The organism is Saccharopolyspora sp. NPDC045941, from assembly GCF_056431445.1.
In genome coordinates this window covers 1-21343 of the sequence record NZ_JBWKKU010000001.1, presented here as the reverse complement: position 1 = coordinate 21343, position 21343 = coordinate 1, and the positions used below count along the sequence as shown (strand labels likewise).

Below are 21343 nucleotides of genomic sequence, written 5' to 3'. Positions count from 1 at the left end.
GCCTCGTTGCTACGTTCGAAAGGGACTCGGCACCCGAAGGCTGGAGCCCACTGTTGACCAACCCGCCGACCATCTACCTCGTCGCCACCACCGGACATCCGAACTACGGGGACGAACTGATCGCCGCGGCCTGGCTGAAGCACCTGGCGCGCGTCGCCCCGGACAGCGAAATCTGGGTCGACTGCCCCAACCCCGGACCGAGCGAGGTGCTGCTCGGCCACCTGCACCCGCGGGCCCGGTTCACCGACACGTTCTGGCGGCTGTGCTGGGAAGCCCCGTCCGACGGCCCGTGGGAGGTCGCGTCGTTCGTGCAGCACGCGATCGACAACCCGGGGCTGGCGCCGCGCTGGGTGGCGGGCATCGAACTGGCCGCCCGGGTCGACCTGGTGCACATCATCGGCGGCGGGTTCGTCAACGGCATCTGGCCGCGCCACCTCGGCCTGCTCGCGGCCGCGGTGGCGGCGACCCGGCGGTCCGGCGGCCGGGCCGTGATGACCGGTCAGGGCTTCTGGCCGGTCGCGCCCGAAGCTGAGCCGCTGCTGCGTAACCTCACCGCGCAGTTCGACGTCGTCGACGTGCGCGACGAGCCGTCGGTGGCGCTGGCCGGCGCCGCCTCGCACACCGGCGACGACATGTTCTTCGGCGTCGAACCCGGCCTGTACCGGGACGACGACCTGCGCGAGGTCATGGTGTGCCTGCAGTCGGACCTGCTCGACGTGACGGTGCCCGCGCTGGCCGGATTCCTGCTGGACACGCTCAGCGAATGGGGCGTGCGACCCGAGCAGGTCGGCATCGTGGAGGGCATCCCGCGGGTGGACCGCGAGGTCTTCGCGCTGGTCGAGCACGACCTGCCGGGCGCCCGGTTCTACCCGTTCGCCGAGATCATGGACGCCGGGCTGCCCGCGGCGGCCGGGCAGCGCTGGCTGTCCAGCCGGTTCCACCTGCACCTGATGGCCGCGGCGGCCGGGGCGCACGGGGTCGCGGTGTCGATCAACTCGGGCTACTACACCAACAAGCACCGGTCGCTGATCGACCGCGGTTCCGGCTGGACGCTCAGCGAGGGACTGCGGGTCCCGGCCATGCCGACCAGCGGCGGATTCGCCACCGACGTGCTGCGAGAACTGAAGCAGGCCAAGGAAGAACTCGCGAAGGCGATCTACGGGCGCTGATCTACTCCTCGCCGCCGGCTGCGTCTTCGCGCTGCCGACGGCGGTCGGCGATGTAGAACGGCGCAGCCGCCAGCACGGGCACCAGCATGCCCGCGAAGACGATCAGAAGAGAAATGCCCACGGCCGACGAAACTCCGTCCACGGGTGGAAGAATCCACGCTTTGCTCCTCGCCCGGACGGGCGTCTCGCAGAGAGCATCGCTGCACCGCACGATACGTTAGCGGTGCAACATGTGCGCCCGGTCACATCGAGTCGGCGCGGATTATTCCCACCTCGCAACGGGTTTCGCCCGCCGGCCCGCCGCCGCCCGGCCCGCCCGCACAACTTGCGCCGCTGCGCGGACGAGCCGGGAATTCCTCATCCGAGGAAGCGCGCGGTGGGCCATTCCTCCTTGATCCAGGCACTGTTCCAGAACAGCCACTCGTACTCGGTGGCCCGGGTGAACGCTTCGAGCATCCGCTGCCGGGTCTCGTCGTCCGCAGCCTCGGCGACCCGGTCGGTGAGGTCGCGGGCGGTCAGCACGGCCGCGGCGAACTCGTCGTCGGCGTAGGTCTGGATCCACGCCCGGTACGGGTGGCCCTCGGCGCCTCCGGTGGCCTCCAGGATCGTGGTGCCGACGTGCTGGTACACCCAGAAACACGGCAGGATCGCCGCCAGCAGCACCGGATACGGCTCGGTCAGCGCGTTCGCGCGCAGGAACGAGGTGTAGGCCAGGCAGGACGGGGACGTGCCGATCCCGGCGATCTCGGCGTCGGACAGGCCGAACTCGGCGACGTACCCGGCGTGCAACCGGCGCTCCTCGACCAGCGCGCCCTGCGAGGCGCCGGCGAGGAACGCGGCGTCCTCGGCGGTGTCGGCGCTCGTCGCGGCGGCGGCCAGCGCCTGCGCGAAACCGACCAGGTAGCGCGCGTCCTGCACGATGTAGAACGCGAAGCGGGCGCGGTCCAGGGTGCCGTCGGTCAGCGCGGCGTTGAACGGGTGCTCGACGATCGCCTGCTGAAGATCGGCGGTGTGCGCCCAAGCCTTGGCGCAGAAACCGTCGGCGGGCGGAGCGGGCAACTTGCTCATCAGAACCTCTCGTGATCGTGTTTCGGCACCGCGGCGAACGGCGCACGCAATTTCAATGGAAATCGAAGGTCCGATTTCCATTGAAATTGCGGCAGGACGGGTCGCCGGGTCACCACCAGTGGTGGAAGTGGTGGACCGGGCCGTGGCCGTGGCCCACGTCGAGCCGGTCGGAGGTGCGCAGGGCCTCCGTCAGGTACTCCTTGGCCTCGCGCACCGCTTCGAGCCAGTCGCCGCGCTGCGGTCGCAGCGCGGCGATCGCGGCCGACAGCGTGCAGCCGGTGCCGTGGTCGTTGGTGGTCGCGACCCGCTCGCTGGAGAGGAACTCGGCGATCCCGTCGCCGTACAGCAGGTCCACGCTGGTCCCGCCGTCGAGGTGGCCGCCCTTGAGCAGCACCTGCTTCGCCCCCAGCCCGGCCAGCCGCTCGGCCTGCGCGGGCATGTCGGCGGGGTCGGTGAGCTCCGGCTCGCCCAGCAGGTCCGCGGCCTCCGGCAGGTTCGGAGTGATCAGGTCCACCCGCGGCAGCAGCTCCTCGCGCAGCGCGCCGACCGCTTCCGAGGCGAGCAGCCGGTCCCCGCTCTTGGCGACCATCACCGGGTCCAGCACGACGTGCGGCGGCGCGTAGCGGTCGAGCACCTCGACCACCGCGCGGATCACCTCGGCGTTGGCCAGCATGCCGATCTTGACCGCGTCCACCCGCACGTCGTCGAGCAGCGTGACCAGTTGCGCGGTGATGAACTCCGGCGGCACCTCGTGGACCTCGGACACCCCGGTGGTCGTCTGCGCGACCAGCGCGGTGATCACGGACATGCCGTAGGCGCCGTGCGCCGAGAAGGTCTTCAGGTCGGCCTGCACGCCTGCTCCGCCGCTGGGGTCGGTGCCGGCGATGGTCAGCACATTGGGAACCATGACGTCCCTCCGCTAGTACGAGCTAGGTCAGGTTCAACGGGTCTGTTCTCAGCCCGGCAGCCGGGCACCCCGCGTCACTGCCACCAACCTAACAACCGGGCCGGGCCCACGACCACGCCCGCCTTGCTGTTTCCGAACTCGTTCCGCGAGGCGGTGCTAAGCGGCTTCGCCGCTTCGAAGCGCAAGAGCCGCCCTGCCGCAGCCTCCCGAACGGCTCTCAGTCGATCAGGCCGACCACCACGCCGGCGGTGAGGACCTCGCCGGGCCGCACCTGGTGCCACAGCGTGCCGGTGGCCAGCGCGGAAACCCAGCCGACCGTCCGGCCGCAGCGATCGCCGCCCACCCTGATCTCCGCCAACCGGTCGCCCACCCGCACCCGGCTGCCGTCCGCGACCAGCCAGCACACCAGCACGCCGCGCGCCGGATCGCGACCGGCCTGCCTGCGCCCGAGTTCGGGGAAGTGCACCTCGGTCATCCCGCCCCCCCTAGATGATCGCCCCAGCATTGCCCCAGGTGCGCCGCGCGACAAGACCGTTCGGCGGCCGGACCACTCCGATCGCCGAGCCGCCCGCCTGCTCCGATCGGCCCACGCGACCCGGGCGGAATCGGCACAGCGATCGAATTCACACCGTGAAGGCACCCACCGGTAGGCAAGGGGACCCTTCATCGCGGACTAAAGTGGTTGATGATGGAAACCACGACCGATGCCCCGAGCTTCGCCCGTTCCCGCCGGCAACCCCGGCCGGAGGATCCCGCCCGGATCTGGGCCCCGCTGGCGGACCTGACCGAAGCCGCCGTGGCGGCCGCCGGCTCGGGGACGGTGGCGATCACCCGCGGATTCGACCGCAACAGCAGGCAGCGCGCGAAGGCGCTGCGCGAGCTGCTGAACCGGCGCGACGTCGACGCCGTCGAGGTGACGCCGGCTCCGGGCAGCGCCCGGCTGCTGGCCGACGTCGACGTCACCGCCGTGGTCAACCTGATCGGCGCCGGGTCGTGGCAGCCCTACCGGGTGGCCGCCGAGCTGCGCGCCCCGGTGCTCACGCCGAAGCCGGGCGACGGCCCGGCCGAGGAGGTCACGCGGGACGTGATCGCCCTGGCCGGCGACTCGGGCCACCGCGACGTCGCGATCTCGCACGTCGCCGTCCGCTCCGAGGCCCCCGCCGCCAGCCGGCTCACCCTGACCTACGACGGCGAGCAGCTGACGGTGCCCGGCGGTTGGTTGACCATCGCGGTGCAGGGCAGCGAGCTGGAGGTCAAGGTCGGCGGCGTGGACTTCCCGGAGCGCACGCTGAGCACCGGCGAGATCCGGGTGGAGGCCTTCGACGCGCCGCACCGGCTGGTCCGGGACGAGCTGCCGATCGCCGACTTCGAAGAAGCGGCGGTCACCTTCACCGCCGAGGCGAACGGCCTGGTGGTCCGCCCGGTCTGAGCCCCAGCCCACCGACTCACGTCCGCAGCTTCGAACGGAGCTGCGGACTTCTGCTTTTCCGGGAACCGCCGCTCGAGTGAATGATCACTCGGAGTTTCCAGATCACCCGATGTAGATGTGTTCTGAGCCACGCCCGCGAATGATGCTGGCATATGCCGTCACGGTTCATACCCAACCGCGTCCCTCGATCAATACCGCGCGCTGGAGGCAGAGCGCGCGAACTGCAACAGGGAGGCTGGGGATCGTGGAGCCCACCAAGCAGTGGCATGTGAGCTGCCGCGATGTCGCCGGCAGACGTCGGGACATGTCGGTGTTCATCAACCAGGAGAACGTCGTGCTGATCGCCCCACCGGGCGAGACCGCAGTGCTGTCACCGCTGGAGGTCGGCAGGCTGCGGGCGGCCTTGCGCGACGCGATCGTGCAGGCCGCCACGCTCGAGTGAACACCCATCGAGGGCGGGGCGGACGACGGTCCGCTCCCGCTCTCGTGATCTCGGCCTTCCCCACGCAGTCCGCTCACGGCATTATCTACTCCCGGTAACCTGGCGACCGAGAGGTGACTGCGTGAGCACGTTCTGGCAACGATCAGCCGCGCTCCTCGGGCGCGGAACGTCCGGCCTGCACACGGCGTTCGTCCTGGCCAAGCAGGGGGTGATCAGCCCGCTCCGGCCGGACAAGCTGCTGCGGGTCGTCCTCGCCTGGCGGCGCTGGGGCATCACGCCGCCGCTGGGCTTCGCCGTCGGCTCGGTGCGCCACGCCGACCGCCCGGCCGTGATCGACGAGCGCGGCGCGCTCAGCTACGCCGAGCTCTCGCAGCGCACCACCCGGTTGGCCAACGGCCTGCGCGACCGCGTCCCCGGCGGCACCCGGATCGGCGTGCTGTGCCGCAACCACCACGGTCCGGTCGAAACGATCGTCGCCGCCGCCAAGCTCGGCGTCGACGTGGTGCTGCTCAACACCGGCCTGAGCAGCCGCCAGCTCGTCGACGTGATCGCCGAGCAGCGGGTCGGCCTGCTCGTCCTGGACGCCGAGTTCCGCAGCCACCTGCCGAACCTGCCCGAGGACCTCGATGCCGTGCTGGCGTGGACCGAGGGCACCACCCGCCACGACACCCTCGAGCACCTGATCACCACCGCCCCGGCCAAGCAGCTGCCCCGGCCGGGCCGGCACTCCCGGATGATCGTGCTGACCTCCGGCACCACCGGAACCCCGAAAGGCGCCCGCCGCCCCGATCCGGCGGGGCTGGCCCCCGCGGCGTCGATCCTGTCCCGGGTGCCGCTGCGCAGCGGCGAACGAGTGCTCGTCAGCGCGCCGCTGTTCCACACCTGGGGAATCGCCGCGTTCCAGCTCGGCTCGGTGCTCGGCGCGACACTGGTGCTGCACCGCAAGTTCGATCCCGAGCACGCGCTCAGCGCCGTGGAGCGCCACCAGTGCACGTCGATGTTCGCGGTGCCGGTGATGCTGCAGCGCATCCTCGAACTCCCCGAACGGATCCGCACCAAGTACGGCCACGACGCGCTGCGCATCGTGGCGAGCAGCGGTTCGGCGCTGCCCGCCGACCTGGCCACCAGGTTCCAGCGCGCCTTCGGGCCCGTGCTCTACGACCTCTACGGCTCCACCGAGGTGTCGTGGGTGAGCATCGCGACACCGCACGACCTGCGCGCCGCGCCCGCCACCGCGGGCCGACCGCCGCGAGGCACGATCGTGCGCATCCTCGGCGAGGACGGGACACCGGTGCGCCGCGGCGCGACCGGGCGGATCTTCACGGGCAACGACATGCTCTTCGAGGGCTACACCAACGGCAGCAGCCGGGAGATCCGCGACGGACTGATGTCCACCGGCGACCTCGGGCGCATCGACGCCGCCGGGCGGTTGTTCGTCGTCGGCCGCGAAGACGACATGATCATCTCCGGTGGCGAGAACGTCTACCCCAAGGAGACCGAGGACGCCATCGCCGGGATGCCGGAGGTGTCCGAGGCCGCCGTCATCGGCGTCGACGACGCCGAGTTCGGGCAGCGGCTCGCGGCGTTCGTGGCGCTCCGCGCCGACGGCGACCTGGACGCCGAGCAGCTGCGCGACCGGCTTCGCGGCAGGCTGTCGAAATTCGCCATGCCCCGCGATGTGGTGTTCCTCGACGAGCTGCCGCGCAACGCCACCGGCAAGGTCGTGCCGCGCGAGCTGCTCGCCTGCCTGGAGGCATGACCGGCACGGCTGCACGATCACGTCCCGTGGCGGGTTAGGCTGCCTCGGGTGAATGACCGTCTAGTGTGGATCGACTGCGAAATGACCGGTCTCGATCTCGGCAAGGACGCGCTGATCGAGATCGCCGCCCTGGTCACCGATGCCGACCTCAACATCCTCGGCGAAGGCGTGGACATCGTCATCCACGCCGACGACGAAGCGCTCGCCGGGATGCCCGACGTGGTGCGCGACATGCACGACCGCTCCGGGCTCACCGAAGAGGTGCGCCGCTCCGAGGTGACCCTCGAAGAAGCCGAACAGCGGGTGCTGGAGTACATCCGCCAGTACGTGCCGGTCGACCGTTCCGCGCCGCTGGCCGGCAACTCGATCGCCACCGACCGCGGCTTCATCTCGCGCGACATGCCGCGGCTGGACGCCCACCTGCACTACCGGATGGTGGACGTGTCGTCCATCAAGGAGCTGTGCCGCCGCTGGTACCCGCGGATCTATTACGCGCAGCCGGAGAAGGGCCTCGCGCACCGCGCGCTGGCCGACATCCGGGAGTCCATCCGCGAGCTGGCCTACTACCGGCGGACGGCGTTCGTCCCGCAGCCGGGGCCGACCAGCGAACAGGCACAGGCGGTGGCCGCCGAACTGCTCAACGACGATGGCGCCGGCAAGGCCCGCGATACCCCGGAGAACGGCCGCTGACCAGCGCGCACCGGGATAACCGGAGCCGGTGGAAAACCCGGTGGCAGCGCACGCTACTATGTGAGCGTTGCTCCGGAAGGGTCCGAAAGGGCCGGTCCGAGCGGCCGAGGTGGGTGTAGCTCAGTCGGTAGAGCACTGGGTTGTGGTCCCAGGTGTCGCGGGTTCGATTCCCGTCACTCACCCCAATGAAGAAAGGCCCCGTTCCGCTGGAACGGGGCCTTTCTTCATTGCCCGGTCGCTCGGGGTGAGCGGTCGTTTCCGGTGCTGCCGGGAACAACCGCTCACGCCCAACTCACCTGTTGCCCTGCACCCACTGGTCCCACGGGATCTGCCAGTCCCCGAAACCGTCCCAGGAACGCAGGTTCGGTCCGCCGGAATTGGTGATCTGCACGACGTCGCCCTTCTTCAGCAGGTCGAAGACCCACTTGGCGTTCTCCATGCTCATGTTGATGCAGCCGTGGCTGACGTTGCGCCGGCCCTGGTCGCCCACCGACCACGGCGCGGCGTGCAGGAACTCGCCGCCGTTGGAGATCCGGACCGCCCACTTCACCTCGGTGCGGTAGCCGCCGGCCTCGATCGGCAGACCGTAGGTCGAGGAGTCCATCACCTTGGTGGCGTGGTGCTCCGTGACCACGTGCACGCCGTTGTTGGACGGGAAGGACGGCTTGCCCAGCGACACCGGCATGGTCCGGATCACCTCGCCGTTCTTCTCGATGCTCATCTGGTGCGAGGCACCGTCGGCCTTCAGGACGACCGCATCGCCGATCGTGATGGTGGCCTTGCGGTCCTCCTCGCCCCAGACCCCGTTGCCGAGGTCCTTGCCGTACACGTCGACGTCGATCGACACCTTGGTGCCCGGCTTCCAGTAGTCCTTCGGCCGCCAGTGCACCTCGCGGCTGTTGAACCAGTAGAAAGCGCCCTCCACGGCCGGCTCGGTGCTGATCTTGATCGCGTCCTCGGCCTTGGCCTTGTCCGGTGCCGGGGCGTTCTGGCTGAAGTAGAAAGCCAGCGGCTGCCCCACGCCGACGGTCTGCCCGTCGAGCGGGTTCATCGACACGAAGCTCTTCTTGCCCGGCGAGACCGTGCTGAAGGTAGATTGCTGGGTGATGGCCGGCCCGCTCGCCCCCTGCGCGGTCACGGACAGCGTGTAGGTCTTGCCGTAGCCGAGCTTCTCGCCCGCCGTCCAGCTCGCCCCGTCCGGCGCGATGGCACCGGACAGCTTCGCGCCTTCCGAGTTGGTCAGCACCGCCTCGACGATCTTGCCGTTGACCGCCGTCGCCTTGATCGGCCCGGCCGGCGAGATATCCTTGGCGCCGTTCTGCGGCGCCAGTTCCAGTGTCGGTGCGGGCGGCACCTCATCGGACGCCGGAGTGGCCCCCGAACCCGATTCGCTGCAGCCGGCGACGAGCAACGCCACCAAGCCGAAGATCAACATTGCCAACAGTCGTGAAACCCGTACGGGAACCCCGACCGAATTACGCCACTCCCTCATGGGCAACAGTCCGTCCGATCCGATGCGCCACTACGCCTGTGAACAGTGTGCAGCAATGCCCCGACAGTGTGTGAAGGGACCACAAGATGCACACCGGGTGATCGCCCCTGACCGATCGCCCTCCATAGAGACGCAACGCCCCACCCCGAGGTTGCGTTCCCACCCCGGCAACCTCGTCGAACCCAAGACCGACCCCCTGTTCGGCACCCCCACACGACCGTGCTAATGTTTTCCACGTCGCCAGGGAGACCGGCCGGAACGGGAAACCGAAAGGGAACCGAACCGAACGGATCAGAACTGACCGGCAGCCAGCGCCAATAGCTCAACTGGCAGAGCAGCTGACTCTTAATCAGCGGGTTCGGGGTTCGAGTCCCTGTTGGCGCACTCGATATGCGGAACGCCCTGCTTACGCGGGGCGTTTCGCTTTTTTCTATATCTCGTCATTGCTTTGGGGGGCCGAGCCCCCCAGACCCCCCACGGTGCGGTGTTCGGCTTCCGTTCTCGGGTCGCCCTTTGCAGGCTTCCGGGCCTGGGTAGCTCCTGGGCCATAAAGCATCCTTCGGACTGGGTGGTTCCCCTTCTCGGCTTGGTGGGGGACGTCGCCTTCCTTGCACGCTGGCCCTTGCTCGGCTTCGCCGGCGCTGGGGGACCTGGCCTTCGGACCGGATGGTCCCTCTTCTTGTCTTCTTGGCCTGGGTTGGTGGTCGTTGCGGCGTGGTTGCCGGTGGGGATCGGGGTTGTACCCGGTCGGACCTGGTTTTGTTGGGGGTTCTTGGCCAAGGATCTGGGGGTTGGCTACCGATCGGAGGTTGCTGCGGCTTGGCCTTCTTCGGGTCCTTGATCAGCTTCTTCGTCTTCGTGGTGACCCTGGCTTGCTTGGTTCGGTTGGTTCTTGCTCTTCGCCGGGGTTCCGGCTCCGATCGCAGCTCGGAGTTCTCCCGCGCGCTGATGGGCGTCGGGATGAGCGCCATGCTGTTGCCACCCCTGCTCCCCGCCGGCTTGTGGGCCGCGGTGTTCGTCGCCGGCTCCGCCTGGCTGGGCTTGCTGGCGCTGCGCCGGCGTCCCGCTCTCGCCCACCTGCACCACTTCGTGGGCTCGTTGGCGATGGCTTACATGTTCGCCGCTACGCGGCCTCACTCCGCCGCTACGCAGGCGTTCTCGTTGCCCTCCGGGCACTCGCACGGGCACTCGCACGGCGGCGTTCCGGGCGTCTTCGACGCCCCTCCCGCCGGCTTCGCGTTTCCGCTCGTGGCTTGGGTGCTGATGATCTACAGCCTGCTCAGCGCCGGCTTCGCCGGCACCGATCTGCTGCGGCCCCCTCCGGCCTGCCGCCGGTTCGGCGCCGCGACCGAACTGGTCCTGTCGTTGGGCATGGCCCACATGTTCCTGACCACGCTCTGACCCCTGGCCCCCACCCGCACGAAGTGCACACGGGTCGCGGGCCTCCTCAGTCCATTCCGGACACTCGGAGGGTGATGTTCAGGCGGCCCGCCGCCATGCCGATCTCCGGTCCCGTGCCCGGGAACGTCTTCGGCACCCCGTGGTAGGCCAGCCGGGACGGGCCGCCGAAGACGAACAGGTCGCCCGAGCACAGCTCCACGTCCGTCCACGGCTTGTTGCGGTTCTCCGCGTTCCCGAAGCGGAAGACGCAACTGTCGCCGAGGCTCAGCGACACCACCGGTTCCCGGCTCCGCTCGTCGCGGTCCTGGTGCATGCCCATCCGCGCGTCGGCGTCGTAGAAGTTGACCAGCGCCACGTCCGGCCGGTAGTCCTCGGCGGCGCGGCCGTAGGCGTCGGCCAGCGCTCTGCGCCCCAGGTCGCCGAGCCAGTCCGGGAACGGCGTGACCGGGGAACCGTCGCCGTCGTCGACCGTTCGCGAGTAGCGGTAGGGATACCAGTGCCAGCCGAGGCACACGGTCCGCACCGACATCACGCCGCCGCTGGGCAGCCGCGCCGATCGCAGGCCCGCCGGCGAACGCGCCCATTCCCGGCACGCGACGACCAGTTCGCGCTGCCGCTCGACGTCCAGCCAGTCGGGCACGTGCACCGCGCCCGGGGCGATCTCGGCCCGCTCGCGCGGGATCAACGAATCCACATCCGCCCCTCTACCACGCCAAGATCATCGCAACTCGGCGATCTCCTCGTGAGAACGCTCTCAATACTGGTTTCGCTACTCCGTTCAGGTTAGGCTTGCCAAACTTTTGGAGCCAACCGGACAGGCAGGGAGCACCATGTTCCGTCCTCGTCGACTGCTCGCGGTCATCACCGCCGTGCTCGCGCTCGGCACCGCCGCGGCGTGCGGCACGTCGACCCCCGAGCAGTCCCCCGCGCCCCAAGGCACCGAGCGGATCGTCACTCACGCCAAGGGCCAGACCAAGATCACCGGCACCCCGAAGCGGGTGGTCGTGCTGGACACCGGAGAACTCGACGCGGTGCTGGCGCTGGGGGTCAAGCCGATCGGAACCGTGCTGCCGGACGCCAACAAGACGCTGCAGCCGTACCTCGCCGAGAAGGCCGGTGACATCGAGATCGTCGGCACCATCGGCTCCCCCAACCTGGAGAAGATCACCGCGCTCCAGCCGGACCTGATCCTCTCCAGCAAGGTCCGCGACGACCAGAACTACGAGGCGCTGAGCAGGATCGCGCCGACCGTGTTCGCCGAGACCGTCGGCAAGACCTGGAAGCAAAACTTCCTGCTCGACGCCGAAGCGCTGGGCAAGAAGGACGAGGCGCAGCGGATCCTCGACGCCTACCAGCAGCGCGCCGCCGACATCGGCAAGCAGGTCGGCGACCCGGCCGCCCGCAAGGTCAGCATGCTGCGGTTCATCCCCGGAGACATCCGCCTGTACGGCAAGGGCTCCTTCATCGGCACGATCCTGGCCGACGCGGGCTTCGGCCGCCCCGACAACCAGCAGATCGAGCAGACCCACACCAAGATCAGCCGCGAGCAGATCTCCCAGGCCGACGGCGACCAGCTGTTCTACGCCGCCTACGGCGAAAGCGCCAAGCAGCAGATGACCGGCGTGGTCGACTCGGTGCAGTGGACGACCCTCAACGCCGTGAAGAACGGCAAGGCCATCGAGGTCCAGGACGACACCTGGTACCTCGGCCTCGGCCCGATCGCCGCCAACCTGGTCCTGGACGACCTGCAGAAGGCCTTCGCCCAGCAGTGACCCGGAGAAGAGCTGATTTCAGAATGGATTTGCGTAGCGGTGCAGGTAGCGGAACCTCAGACGCCGTCTGGACTCCGTGATCCCCGACTTACGTATGACCAATACGCGGCGCTGGGGCTGTCCTCGCCAGACGACGTCTGAGAACCCGCGGCGGTGCAAGCTGAGTCCCACACCGCATGCGGCTGACGCCGCATTCTGAAACGCCCCCGAAGAGCCCGTGGGTCCACCGGACTCACGGGCTCTTCGCTGCGCCGATCCGCAGATCGCCGGCGCTGCGCCCGACGCGCAGCTCGCCCGCCCCGGGCTCGACGTCCACCACCACCGACACCTCGGCTCCCGCCTCGGCCTCGGCGACGGCGAACCCCGCCAGCCGCAGCGGCTCCGTCGCGTACACCTGCGCCACCTCGCGTCCCGCTCGGTCGCCCGTGTTGCGCAGCTTGACCCGCACGCCTTCGCCTTCGGCGACGGCGTCCAGGTATTGCCAGGTCGTGTACCCGAGCCCGTGTCCGAAGTGGAACGCCGGTGTCACGGCCCGGTCTTCGTACGCGCGGTAGCCGACCACGGTCCCCTCGGTGTAGTGCAGTTCGCCGTCCACCGGCTGCACACCGGGCAGCGGGACCGGGACGTCGGCGAGCTCGGCGGGGAACGTCGTCGGCAACCGGCCGCCGGGCTCCGCCTCGCCCAGCAGCACATCGGCCAGCGCGTCCCCGTACTCCTGGCTGCCGAACCAGGTCCACAGCACCGCGGGCACGTCGGCGGCCCACGGCATGAGCACCGGCGAACCGGCGTTGACCACCACGACGGTGTTCGGATTCGCCGCCACGACCTTGCGGATCAGCTCGTTCTGCGCGCCGGGCAGATCCAGCGAGTCGCGGTCGCGGCCCTCCGTCTCGACCTCGTCGTTGGTGCCGACCACCACCACCGCGACATCGGCGTCCCTGGCGACCGCGAGGGCCGCGGCGAGTTCGCTGGCGTCGTCCCATTCCCGTGCGCGGTGCCCGATTCCGACCGCCACCAGCGCATCGAGGCTCTGCGGGGTGAACTCCACGGTGAGCGCGGCCCGACCGGCGTCGTCCAGGTCCGATTCCACGATCACCACGTTGAACCGCTGCTCGGGCGGCTCCAGCATGTCGCCCATCGGATCGTCGATCCCGTCCGCGCGCACCACGTCCGCGGCCAGCACCTCCCGGCCCGCGAGCTCGACGCGGAAGCCGCCGGTGCCGTTCACCCCGAACACGTGCTCGCCGACGTCGAGCAGGAGATTCCCCCGCAGCCGCAACGACTTCGCCCCGGCAGGCAGCCCGCCGAGCCACAGCAGCCGCTCGGTGCCGCGCAATTCGCTTTCGAGCACCTCGCCGTCGGCACCGAGGTAGTCGACGCGCAGGCCGCTGCCCTCTCCCGCCGGATCGGCGACCTCCGCACCCGGGATCACGTCCAGCAGCCGCCGGTGCCGGACACCGCGCTGGTACACGACATCCGCGTCCGGCAACGCCGCCCGCAGCCCGTCCAGCGGAGTCACCACGTGCGGCGGGCTGACGTGCGAGGAACCGCCGCCCTGCACCGCCGGAATGGTGGCGTTCTCGCCGATCACCGCGACCTTGGCGACCTTCGGGTCGATCGGCAGCAGCGGCGCATCCGACACGGCCTCGTTGCGCAGCAGCACGAATCCCTGCGCCGCGAGCCGCCGAATGACCGGCCGGGCCTCCTCCGACGGACCGCCACCGCCAGGCTCGGAGTCCTCGAAAGCGCCGACGCGGTCGGCCAGCCGCAGGACGCGCAGGACCTTGTCGTCCAGCACCGACTCGGGAACTCCGCCCTTCTCCACGGCTTTCGCGAGTTTTCCGCCGCTCCAGGGGCTTTTCGGCCCGGGCATCGCCAGGTCGAGGCCGCCGAGCGCCGCCGCCTGGAGCGAGCGGGTGGCGAACCAGTCCGACACGAGCACGCCGTCCCACGCCCACTCACCCTTGAGGATGTCGTTCACCAGCGCGGAATTCTCGGTCATCGTGCTGCCGTTCACCGAGTTGTAGGCGGCCATCAGCACCCACGGCGATGCCTTCGCGATGATCCGCTCGAACGGCTTGAGGTAGAGGTCGCGCAGCGTCCGCTCGTCGACGATCGCGTCGTAGCTGAGCCGCTCGGTCTCGCTGTCGTTGGCCACGAAGTGCTTCGGCGTCGCGGCCACCCCGCGCGACTGGATGCCCGCCACCACCTCGGCGCCGATCTCGCCGATCAGCAGCGGATCCTCCGAGAAGTTCTCGAAATGCCTTCCGCCGAAAGGACTTCGGTGCACGTTGACGGTCGGCGCCAGCACCACGTGCACGCCCCGGCGGCGCGCCTCGTCGCCGAACATCTCCCCCGCGGTCCGCGCCGCCGCCCGGTCCCACGTCGCCGCCAGCGCGGACGCCACCGGGAACAGCAACGAGGTGTCGCGCTCGTCCCAGGTCGTGCCGCGCACCCCGTTCGGGCCGTCGGAGAGCACCAGCGACCGCAGCCCGATCTGGGGCATCGGGTGCAGGGTCCAGAAGTCGGCTCCGGTCAGCAGCCGCGCCTTGTCCGCCACGGTCAGCTCCGAGAGCAACGACCGAAGCTTCGCCTCGTCCACCGGGTCCCCTTTCGCCAGCCCCCGGCCGCCCAGTCTCGGCCACCGCGCCCGGACTGTCGACCGGTACCACGCCACGCCGTTATCTGCCCATGCACGCCGCCCCCGAACCCAACATGTAGTGTGTCGATCGCTGGTGGTTCACCGGAGGCGTCCGGTGAGGCAAGAGGGAACCCGGTGCGAATCCGGGACTGCCCCGCAGCGGTGAACGGGAACGAAAGGCGTGACCCGGCTGCCGAACGGCAGCGGGTAGAGCACTGGGCGAACAGCCTGGGAAGCCACGACCGCTAGGCCGCCCGTGAGTCCGAAGACCTGCCGCCGGTGCACGCGCGAAGCGTGCTGTCCGGGACCTCGAGGGCGGGTCTGCGCGGACGACCAGCGGCTGCCGCCGCGGGTCTCCTCGCGCGCCGTCGTGGTCCGCCGAGCTCGCGAGGGAGAGAGCCCGTGACGGCGACACTCAACGACTGGACCCGCGTGTCCACTGTGGTCCACCAAGCCTGCGCCGGGCTGTCCGGCGTGTCCGCCGAAGCCGTGCTCGACGAGGTGCGGCGCACCGGCTACACCGGCATCAGCGACGACGAGCTCTCGCTCGCCCAGGTCATGGCGGCGCGCACGCTGATCGAGACCGAACCGAACTACTCGCAGGTCACCGCCCGGCTGCTGCTGGACCGGATGCGCCGCGAGGCGCTGAGCTACCTGGGGGAGCCGCAGGAGGCCGACCAGGAGGAGATGCGCGCCCGCTACCCGGAGTACTTCGCCGACTACGTGCGGCGCGGCATCGAGCTGGAGATGCTGGACCCGGAGCTGGGCGCCTTCGACCTGGCGCGGCTGGGCGGCGCGCTGGTGGCGGAACGCGACCTGACCTTCGGCTTCCTCGGGCTGCAGACCCTCTACGACCGGTACTTCCTGCACCACGACGGCACCCGGTTCGAGCTGCCGCAGGCCTTCTTCATGCGGGTCGCGATGGGTCTCGCGCTTCGCGAGGACGACCGCGAGGCGCGGGCCATCGAGTTCTACCACCTGCTGTCGTCGTTCGACTTCATGTGCTCGACGCCGACGCTGTTCAACGCCGGCACCACCCGGCCGCAGCTGTCGTCCTGCTTCCTGACCACTGTGGACGACGACCTGTCCGGCATCTTCCACTCGATCAGCAACAACGCGCTGCTGTCGAAGTACGCCGGCGGGCTGGGCAACGACTGGACGCCGGTGCGCGGCATCGGCGCCCACATCAACGGCACCAACGGGAAGTCGCAGGGCGTGGTGCCGTTCCTGAAGATCGCCAACGACACCGCGGTGGCGGTCAACCAGGGCGGCAAGCGCAAGGGCGCGGTGTGCGCGTACCTGGAGACCTGGCACATCGACGTCGAGGAGTTCCTCGACCTGCGCAAGAACACCGGCGACGACCGCCGCCGCACCCACGACATGAACACCGCGAACTGGGTGCCCGACGAGTTCCTGCGCCGCGTCGAAGCCGACGAGCAGTGGACGCTGTTCTCCCCGGACGAGACCGCTGACCTGCACGACCTCTACGGCAAGGCGTTCGCCGAGCGCTACCGCGCCTACGAGCAGGCCGCCGACCGCGGCGAGATCAAGGTGTTCAAGCGGGTCCGGGCGGTGGAGCTGTGGCGGCGGATGCTGACCATGCTCTTCGAGACCGGCCACCCGTGGATCACCTTCAAGGACCCGTGCAACCTGCGCTCGCCGCAGCAGCACAACGGCGTCGTGCACTCTTCGAACCTGTGCACCGAGATCACCCTGAACACCAGCACCGACGAGGTGGCGGTGTGCAACCTCGGGTCGATCAACCTGGCCCGGCACGTCACGGCCGACGGCATCGACGCCGAGAAGCTGGAGCGCACCACCCGCACCGCCGTGCGGATGCTGGACAACGTCATCGACATCAACTTCTACACGATCCCTGAGGCACGCCGGTCCAACCTGCGGCACCGGCCGGTCGGGCTGGGGCTGATGGGCTTCGCGGACGCGCTGTTCGTGCAGCGCATCCCGGTGTCGTCGGATGCGGCGGTGGAGTTCGCCGACCGCAGCATGGAGCAGATCAGCTACCACGCCATCGCCGCGTCAAGCGCGCTGGCGGCCGAGCGGGGCCGCTACGAGTCCTTCGACGGTTCGCTGTGGAGCCGCGGCATCCTGCCGATCGACTCGCTCGAACTGCTCGCCGAGGCCCGCGACGGGGACGTCGACCTGGACCGGTCGTCCACACTGGACTGGGAGGCGCTGCGGGCGCGGGTGGTGCGCGATGGCATGCGCAACTCCAACGTGATGGCCATCGCGCCGACCGCCACGATCTCCAACATCTGCGGCGTCAACCAGTCCATCGAGCCGGTCTACCGCAACCTGTACGTCAAGGCGAACATGTCCGGCGACTTCACCGTGGTCAACCCGCACCTGGTCGCCGACCTGAAGCGCGTGGGGCTGTGGGACGACGCGATGGTCGCGGACCTGAAGTTCCACGACGGCAGCCTGCTGCCGATCGACCGGATCCCGCAGGAGCTCAAGGAGCTCTACGCCACCGCGTTCGAGATCGAGCCGCGCTGGCTGGTGGTGGCGGCGGCGCGGCGCCAGAAGTGGATCGACCAGGCGCAGTCGCTGAACCTCTACGTCAGCCGGCCCAGCGGCCGCACCCTCGACGAGCTCTACCGGCTCGCCTGGCACAAGGGCCTGAAGACCACGTACTACCTGCGCTCCACCAGCGCGACCCACGTGGAGAAGAGCACCCTGCGCGGCACCGACGGCAAGCTCAACGCGGTCCCGACTGCGGCCCCGACTGCGGTCCCTACTGGGGTCCCGACTGCGGTCCCGGTCGCGGAGATCCCGACCGCAACGGCCGGCGCGGCCTGCTCGGTCGAAGACCCCGACTGCGAAGCCTGCCAGTAACCCTCACCCCGGCATCCCGCCGCAATTTCAATGGAAATCGAAGGTCCGATTTCCATTGAAATTGCGGGACCCGGGGGCCGGAGCCCAGGTCAAGTCCTGTTCGACGCGCGGACTCGAACCGCGCGATTTCCCATGGAGCAACACAGCATGACCTCCTTGCAATCCCCCTCGTCGGTCGCCGGGCTCGGCGAGATCGACCGCTCCGGCGGGCGCGTCGCCGTCGGCGACAAGGCGATGATCAACGCCCGCGCCGACGTCAACCAGCTGCTCCCACTCAAGTACGGCTGGGCGTGGGAGAAGTACCTCGCGGGCTGCAACAACCACTGGATGCCCACCGAGATCTCGATGCAGGCCGACATCGCGCTGTGGAAGTCCGCCGACGGCCTCAGCGCCGACGAGCGCCTGCTGCTCAAGCGCAACCTGGGGTTCTTCGCCACCGCGGAATCCCTGGTGGCCAACAACATCGTGCTCGCCGTCTACCGGCACATCACCAACCCCGAGTGCCGCCAGTACCTGCTGCGGCAGGCCTTCGAAGAGGCCGTGCACACCCACACCTTCCAGTACATCTGCGAAAGCCTCGGCCTCGACGAGGGCGAGCTGTTCAACATGTACCGCGAGATCCCGTCGATCGCCGACAAGGACGCCTGGGCGCTGCAGTACACCCGCAGCCTGGAAGACCCCGACTTCGCCACCGGCAGCACCGAGACCGACCAGGCGTTCCTGCGCGACCTCGTGGCGTTCTACGTGATCTTCGAGGGCATGTGGTTCTACACCGGGTTCGCGCAGATCCTCGCGCTGGGCCGGCGGAACAAGATGGTCGGCATCGCCGAGCAGTACCAGTACATCCTGCGCGACGAGTCGATCCACCTGAACTTCGGCATCGACTGCATCAACCAGATCAAGCTGGAGAACCCGCACCTGTGGAGCGAGGAGTTCCAGGCCGAGGTCCGGCGGATGCTGGCGGAGGCCTGCGAGCTGGAGATCGCCTACGGGCGCGACACGATGCCGCGCGGCCTGCTCGGCATCAACGCCGAGCTCTGCGCCCAGTACATGCACTTCATCACCAACCGTCGCTGCGCCCAGCTGGGCCTGGAGCCGGTGTTCCCGGAGGCCGACAACCCCTTCCCGTGGATGTCGGAGGCCATGGACCTGAAGAAGGAGAAGAACTTCTTCGAAACCCGGGTGATCGAGTACCAGTCCGGCGGCTCCCTCCAGTGGGACTGACGCCGACGGCCTAGAGCGAACGGCCTGTTCACGCCGCTAGGCGGGGTGAACAGGCCGTTCGTTTGGATGTGATCACTCGCACTCGTCGACGATGGAGCAACCCACCCCGTTCGAGCCCCGGCCCGCCCGGCACCTGCCCTAGCGTCAGCTGGCGATCGCACACCGCACCGGGGAGGAAAGCTTGATCATCTGGGGATTCCGGAGCACCGTCCAGCGGCTGGCCAGCCTGCTGCTCGTCTGCCCGGGCTGCCGCGGCACATATGCGACGACCCTCAACAAGGGCGTCACCAAGTTCACGCTGTTCTTCATCCCGCTGTTCCCGACCAGCACCCGGTACGCGCTGACCTGCACCTGGTGCGGCACGACGTCTCCGATCACCAAGGAAATGGCGGAACAGCTCCAGGCCCAGGCCCAGCAGGGCCTGCAGGCCTGATCACTCGCAGACCGCTCCTTCGGCCGCGGAGCCGACCAGCTTCGCGTACTTGCCGAGCACGCCCTTGCGGAACCGAGGTGCCGGCGGTGACCAGTTCTCCCGACGGCGCAGGAGCTCTTCGTCGCCGACGAGCAGGTCCAGGGTCCGGTCGGCGAGGTCGAGGCGGATCGGATCGCCGTCCTGCACCAGCGCGATCGGTCCGCCATCGGTCGCCTCCGGCGCCACGTGCCCGATGCACAACCCCGTGGTGCCGCCGGAGAACCGGCCGTCCGTCACCAGCAGCACGTCCTTCCCGAGACCGGCGCCCTTGATCGCACCGGTCACGGCGAGCATCTCCCGCATGCCCGGCCCGCCACGCGGCCCCTCGTAGCGGATGATGACCACGTCCCCGGGCTTCAGCGTGCCGTCCTCCACGGCATCCATCGCCCCCTGCTCGCCGTCGAAGACACGCGCCGTGCCCTCGAAGCTCGCCGAGTCAAAGCCCGCGCTCTTGACCACCGCGCCGTCCGGAGCGAGCGATCCGCGCAGGATGGTGAGCCCGCCGGTGGGGTGGATCGGGTTCGAAAGCCGGTGCAGCACCGCGCCGTCGACGTCCGGCGGGTCGAGTTCGGCGAGGTTCTCCGCAACGGTGCGGCCAGTCACCGTCATGCAGTCGCCGTGCAGCAGGCCGGCATCGAGCAGGGCCTTCATCATCACCGGCACGCCGCCGATCCGGTCCACCGCGGGCATCACGTACCGGCCGAACGGCTTGACGTCGGCCAGGTGCGGCACGCGGTCGCCGATCCGGTTGAAGTCGTCCAGCCGCAGGTCGACCTCGGCCTCCCGGGCGATCGCGAGCAGGTGCAGCACTGCATTGGTCGATCCGCCGAAGGCCATCGTCACGGCGATCGCGTTCTCGAACGCCTCCTTCGTGAGGATCTGCCGCGCGGTCAACTGCCGGGCCAGCATGCCGACCGCCAGCCGGCCGGCTTCGCGAGCACCCCCGTCACGGCGCCGATCCACCGACGGCGGGCTGGCCGACCCGGGCACGGACATGCCGAGGGCCTCAGCCACGCAGGCCATCGTGTTCGCGGTGTACATCCCCCCGCAGGCACCTTCGCCCGGGCAGATGGCGCGCTCGATGCGATCCACCTCGGCACGCGTGATGAGGCCACGCGCGCACGCCCCCACCGCCTCGAAGGCGTCGATGATGGTGACCTCGCGGTCGTCGACGCGGCCCGGCAGGATCGAGCCGGCGTAGACGAACACCGACGCCAGGTCCAGCCTCGCCGCCGCCATCAGCATGCCCGGCAGGCTCTTGTCGCAGCCCGCGAGCAGCACTGAACCGTCCAGCCGTTCGGCTTCCATCACGGTCTCGACGGAGTCCGCGATGATCTCCCGGGACACCAGGGAGTAGTGCATGCCGACGTGCCCCATCGAGATGCCGTCGGAGACCGAGATCGTGCCGAACTCCATCGGGTATCCGCCGGCCTCGTGCACTCCTTCCTTCGCCGCCTGCGCCAGGCGCTGCAGCGAGAGGTTGCACGGGGTGATCTCGTTCCAGGAGGACGCCACCCCGATCTGGGGCTTGGCGAAGTCGGCGTCCTGCATGCCGACGGCGCGCAACATCCCGCGCGCCGCGGCCCGCTCCATTCCTTCGGTGACCTCGCTGCTGCGAGGCTTCAGCGTGCGCTGGTCGCTCGTGAGCTTGGCATGGTCCACGCCTCGACTGTAGTCCGCATCACACCCGAACCGCCCGTCACAGGACGACGCGTCGGAGCCGGAAACAGAGAAAGGGTCCCTTCTTTTCCGGTGGACCGGAAAAGAAGGGACCCTTCTCACATAATGTGTCGGCGGTGTCTTACTCTCCCACACCCTGTCGAGTGCAGTACCATCAGCGCTGGGGAGCTTAGCTACCGGGTTCGGAATGGGACCGGGCGGACCCTCCCCGCCATCGCCACCGACAACCCACAACCCCACCCACAACAGGGCAGGAAAACTCGGGTGTCGACGATCAACAAGCGATCATCAATTCAATTATCAACAACAACCATAGCCTGGTTGTTGTCTCAGATACCGTATAG

Annotated in this window: 17 protein-coding genes, 2 tRNA genes, 1 rRNA gene and 2 riboswitches; of the genes, 12 read left to right on the top strand and 8 right to left on the bottom strand. The window is 69.2% G+C overall.

Annotated elements, in window-relative coordinates; translation table 11 throughout:
* Positions 1-53 precede the first annotated feature (53 nt).
* A complete protein-coding gene (locus AC07FN_RS00100; RefSeq protein WP_452612208.1) occupies positions 54-1169 on the top strand; it encodes a polysaccharide pyruvyl transferase family protein in 1116 nt (371 codons plus the stop codon).
* A 357-nt stretch (positions 1170-1526) separates the two neighbouring features.
* On the opposite strand, the gene tenA is transcribed toward AC07FN_RS00100, so the two are convergent.
* The 3 genes from tenA to AC07FN_RS00085 all read right to left on the bottom strand — a co-directional run bounded on the left by tenA (position 1527) and on the right by AC07FN_RS00085 (position 3619).
* The gene (gene tenA, locus AC07FN_RS00095) at positions 1527-2237 is read right to left on the bottom strand and encodes a thiaminase II (protein ID WP_478393628.1); all 711 of its coding nucleotides are present in this window, start codon (positions 2235-2237) and stop codon (positions 1527-1529) included.
* Between the two features lie 109 nt (positions 2238-2346).
* Positions 2347-3144 carry a bifunctional hydroxymethylpyrimidine kinase/phosphomethylpyrimidine kinase gene (gene thiD, locus AC07FN_RS00090; protein ID WP_478393627.1) on the bottom strand — a complete coding sequence of 266 codons (798 nt, stop codon included), beginning with the start codon at positions 3142-3144 and terminating at the stop codon, positions 2347-2349.
* A riboswitch (TPP riboswitch) is annotated at positions 3132-3226 on the bottom strand. It overlaps the preceding gene by 13 nt.
* Before the next feature lie 135 nt (positions 3227-3361).
* Positions 3362-3619, bottom strand: coding sequence for a hypothetical protein (locus AC07FN_RS00085; RefSeq protein ID WP_452612210.1), 258 nt, complete (start codon positions 3617-3619; stop codon positions 3362-3364).
* 210 nt (positions 3620-3829) lie between these two features.
* Here AC07FN_RS00085 and AC07FN_RS00080 point away from each other — a divergent pair, with 210 nt between their 5' ends.
* The 5 genes from AC07FN_RS00080 to AC07FN_RS00060 all read left to right on the top strand — a co-directional run bounded on the left by AC07FN_RS00080 (position 3830) and on the right by AC07FN_RS00060 (position 7649).
* Positions 3830-4573, top strand: coding sequence for a hypothetical protein (locus AC07FN_RS00080; protein ID WP_478393626.1), 744 nt, complete (start codon positions 3830-3832; stop codon positions 4571-4573).
* A gap of 244 nt (positions 4574-4817) precedes the next feature.
* A complete protein-coding gene (locus tag AC07FN_RS00075; RefSeq protein ID WP_478393882.1) occupies positions 4818-5015 on the top strand; it encodes a hypothetical protein in 198 nt (65 codons plus the stop codon).
* Between the two features lie 121 nt (positions 5016-5136).
* Positions 5137-6774: an AMP-binding protein gene (locus AC07FN_RS00070; RefSeq protein WP_478393625.1), complete on the top strand. Its 1638-nt coding sequence runs from the start codon at positions 5137-5139 to the stop codon at positions 6772-6774.
* A 48-nt stretch (positions 6775-6822) separates the two neighbouring features.
* Positions 6823-7464 carry an oligoribonuclease gene (orn, locus tag AC07FN_RS00065; RefSeq protein ID WP_478393624.1) on the top strand — a complete coding sequence of 214 codons (642 nt, stop codon included), beginning with the start codon at positions 6823-6825 and terminating at the stop codon, positions 7462-7464.
* 109 nt (positions 7465-7573) lie between these two features.
* A tRNA-His gene (locus AC07FN_RS00060) sits at positions 7574-7649 on the top strand.
* A gap of 107 nt (positions 7650-7756) precedes the next feature.
* Here the strand turns inward: AC07FN_RS00060 and AC07FN_RS00055 are convergent.
* A complete protein-coding gene (locus AC07FN_RS00055) occupies positions 7757-8899 on the bottom strand; it encodes a L,D-transpeptidase (RefSeq protein WP_478393623.1) in 1143 nt (380 codons plus the stop codon).
* 368 nt (positions 8900-9267) lie between these two features.
* Here AC07FN_RS00055 and AC07FN_RS00050 point away from each other — a divergent pair.
* Both AC07FN_RS00050 and AC07FN_RS00045 read left to right on the top strand, forming a co-directional pair.
* Positions 9268-9340: transfer RNA gene (locus tag AC07FN_RS00050), tRNA-Lys, on the top strand.
* A 435-nt stretch (positions 9341-9775) separates the two neighbouring features.
* Entirely contained in the window at positions 9776-10357 is a 582-nt protein-coding gene (locus tag AC07FN_RS00045; RefSeq protein WP_478393622.1) for a DUF5134 domain-containing protein, read from the top strand.
* Between the two features lie 46 nt (positions 10358-10403).
* On the opposite strand, the gene AC07FN_RS00040 is transcribed toward AC07FN_RS00045, so the two are convergent.
* Positions 10404-11051 (bottom strand): alpha-ketoglutarate-dependent dioxygenase AlkB family protein, encoded by a 648-nt coding sequence (locus AC07FN_RS00040; protein WP_358576181.1) that lies wholly within the window; start codon positions 11049-11051, stop codon positions 10404-10406.
* A gap of 136 nt (positions 11052-11187) precedes the next feature.
* On the opposite strand from AC07FN_RS00040, the gene AC07FN_RS00035 reads away from it, so the two are divergent.
* Positions 11188-12129, top strand: coding sequence for an ABC transporter substrate-binding protein (locus tag AC07FN_RS00035; protein ID WP_452612215.1), 942 nt, complete (start codon positions 11188-11190; stop codon positions 12127-12129).
* 232 nt (positions 12130-12361) lie between these two features.
* Here AC07FN_RS00035 and AC07FN_RS00030 read toward each other — a convergent pair whose 3' ends face one another.
* Entirely contained in the window at positions 12362-14731 is a 2370-nt protein-coding gene (locus AC07FN_RS00030) for a glycoside hydrolase family 3 protein (RefSeq protein ID WP_478393621.1), read from the bottom strand.
* 117 nt (positions 14732-14848) lie between these two features.
* A riboswitch (cobalamin riboswitch) is annotated at positions 14849-15062 on the top strand.
* 110 nt (positions 15063-15172) lie between these two features.
* Here AC07FN_RS00030 and AC07FN_RS00025 point away from each other — a divergent pair.
* The 3 genes from AC07FN_RS00025 (at position 15173) to AC07FN_RS00015 (ending at position 19280) form a co-directional block, all read left to right on the top strand.
* Positions 15173-17623, top strand: a complete 2451-nt coding sequence (locus tag AC07FN_RS00025; protein ID WP_478393620.1) for a ribonucleoside-diphosphate reductase subunit alpha — start codon at positions 15173-15175, stop codon at positions 17621-17623.
* 132 nt (positions 17624-17755) lie between these two features.
* Positions 17756-18847 carry a ribonucleotide-diphosphate reductase subunit beta gene (locus AC07FN_RS00020; protein ID WP_478393619.1) on the top strand — a complete coding sequence of 364 codons (1092 nt, stop codon included), beginning with the start codon at positions 17756-17758 and terminating at the stop codon, positions 18845-18847.
* 181 nt (positions 18848-19028) lie between these two features.
* Positions 19029-19280, top strand: a complete 252-nt coding sequence (locus AC07FN_RS00015) for a zinc-ribbon domain-containing protein (RefSeq protein WP_358576176.1) — start codon at positions 19029-19031, stop codon at positions 19278-19280.
* Here the strand turns inward: AC07FN_RS00015 and ilvD are convergent, their stop codons facing one another.
* Complete coding sequence (gene ilvD, locus AC07FN_RS00010; RefSeq protein WP_478393618.1) at positions 19281-20981, bottom strand: dihydroxy-acid dehydratase; 1701 nt, start codon at positions 20979-20981, stop codon at positions 19281-19283. It lies immediately after the preceding gene.
* A 126-nt stretch (positions 20982-21107) separates the two neighbouring features.
* Positions 21108-21224, bottom strand: a 5S ribosomal RNA gene (gene rrf / locus AC07FN_RS00005).
* Positions 21225-21343 lie beyond the last annotated feature (119 nt).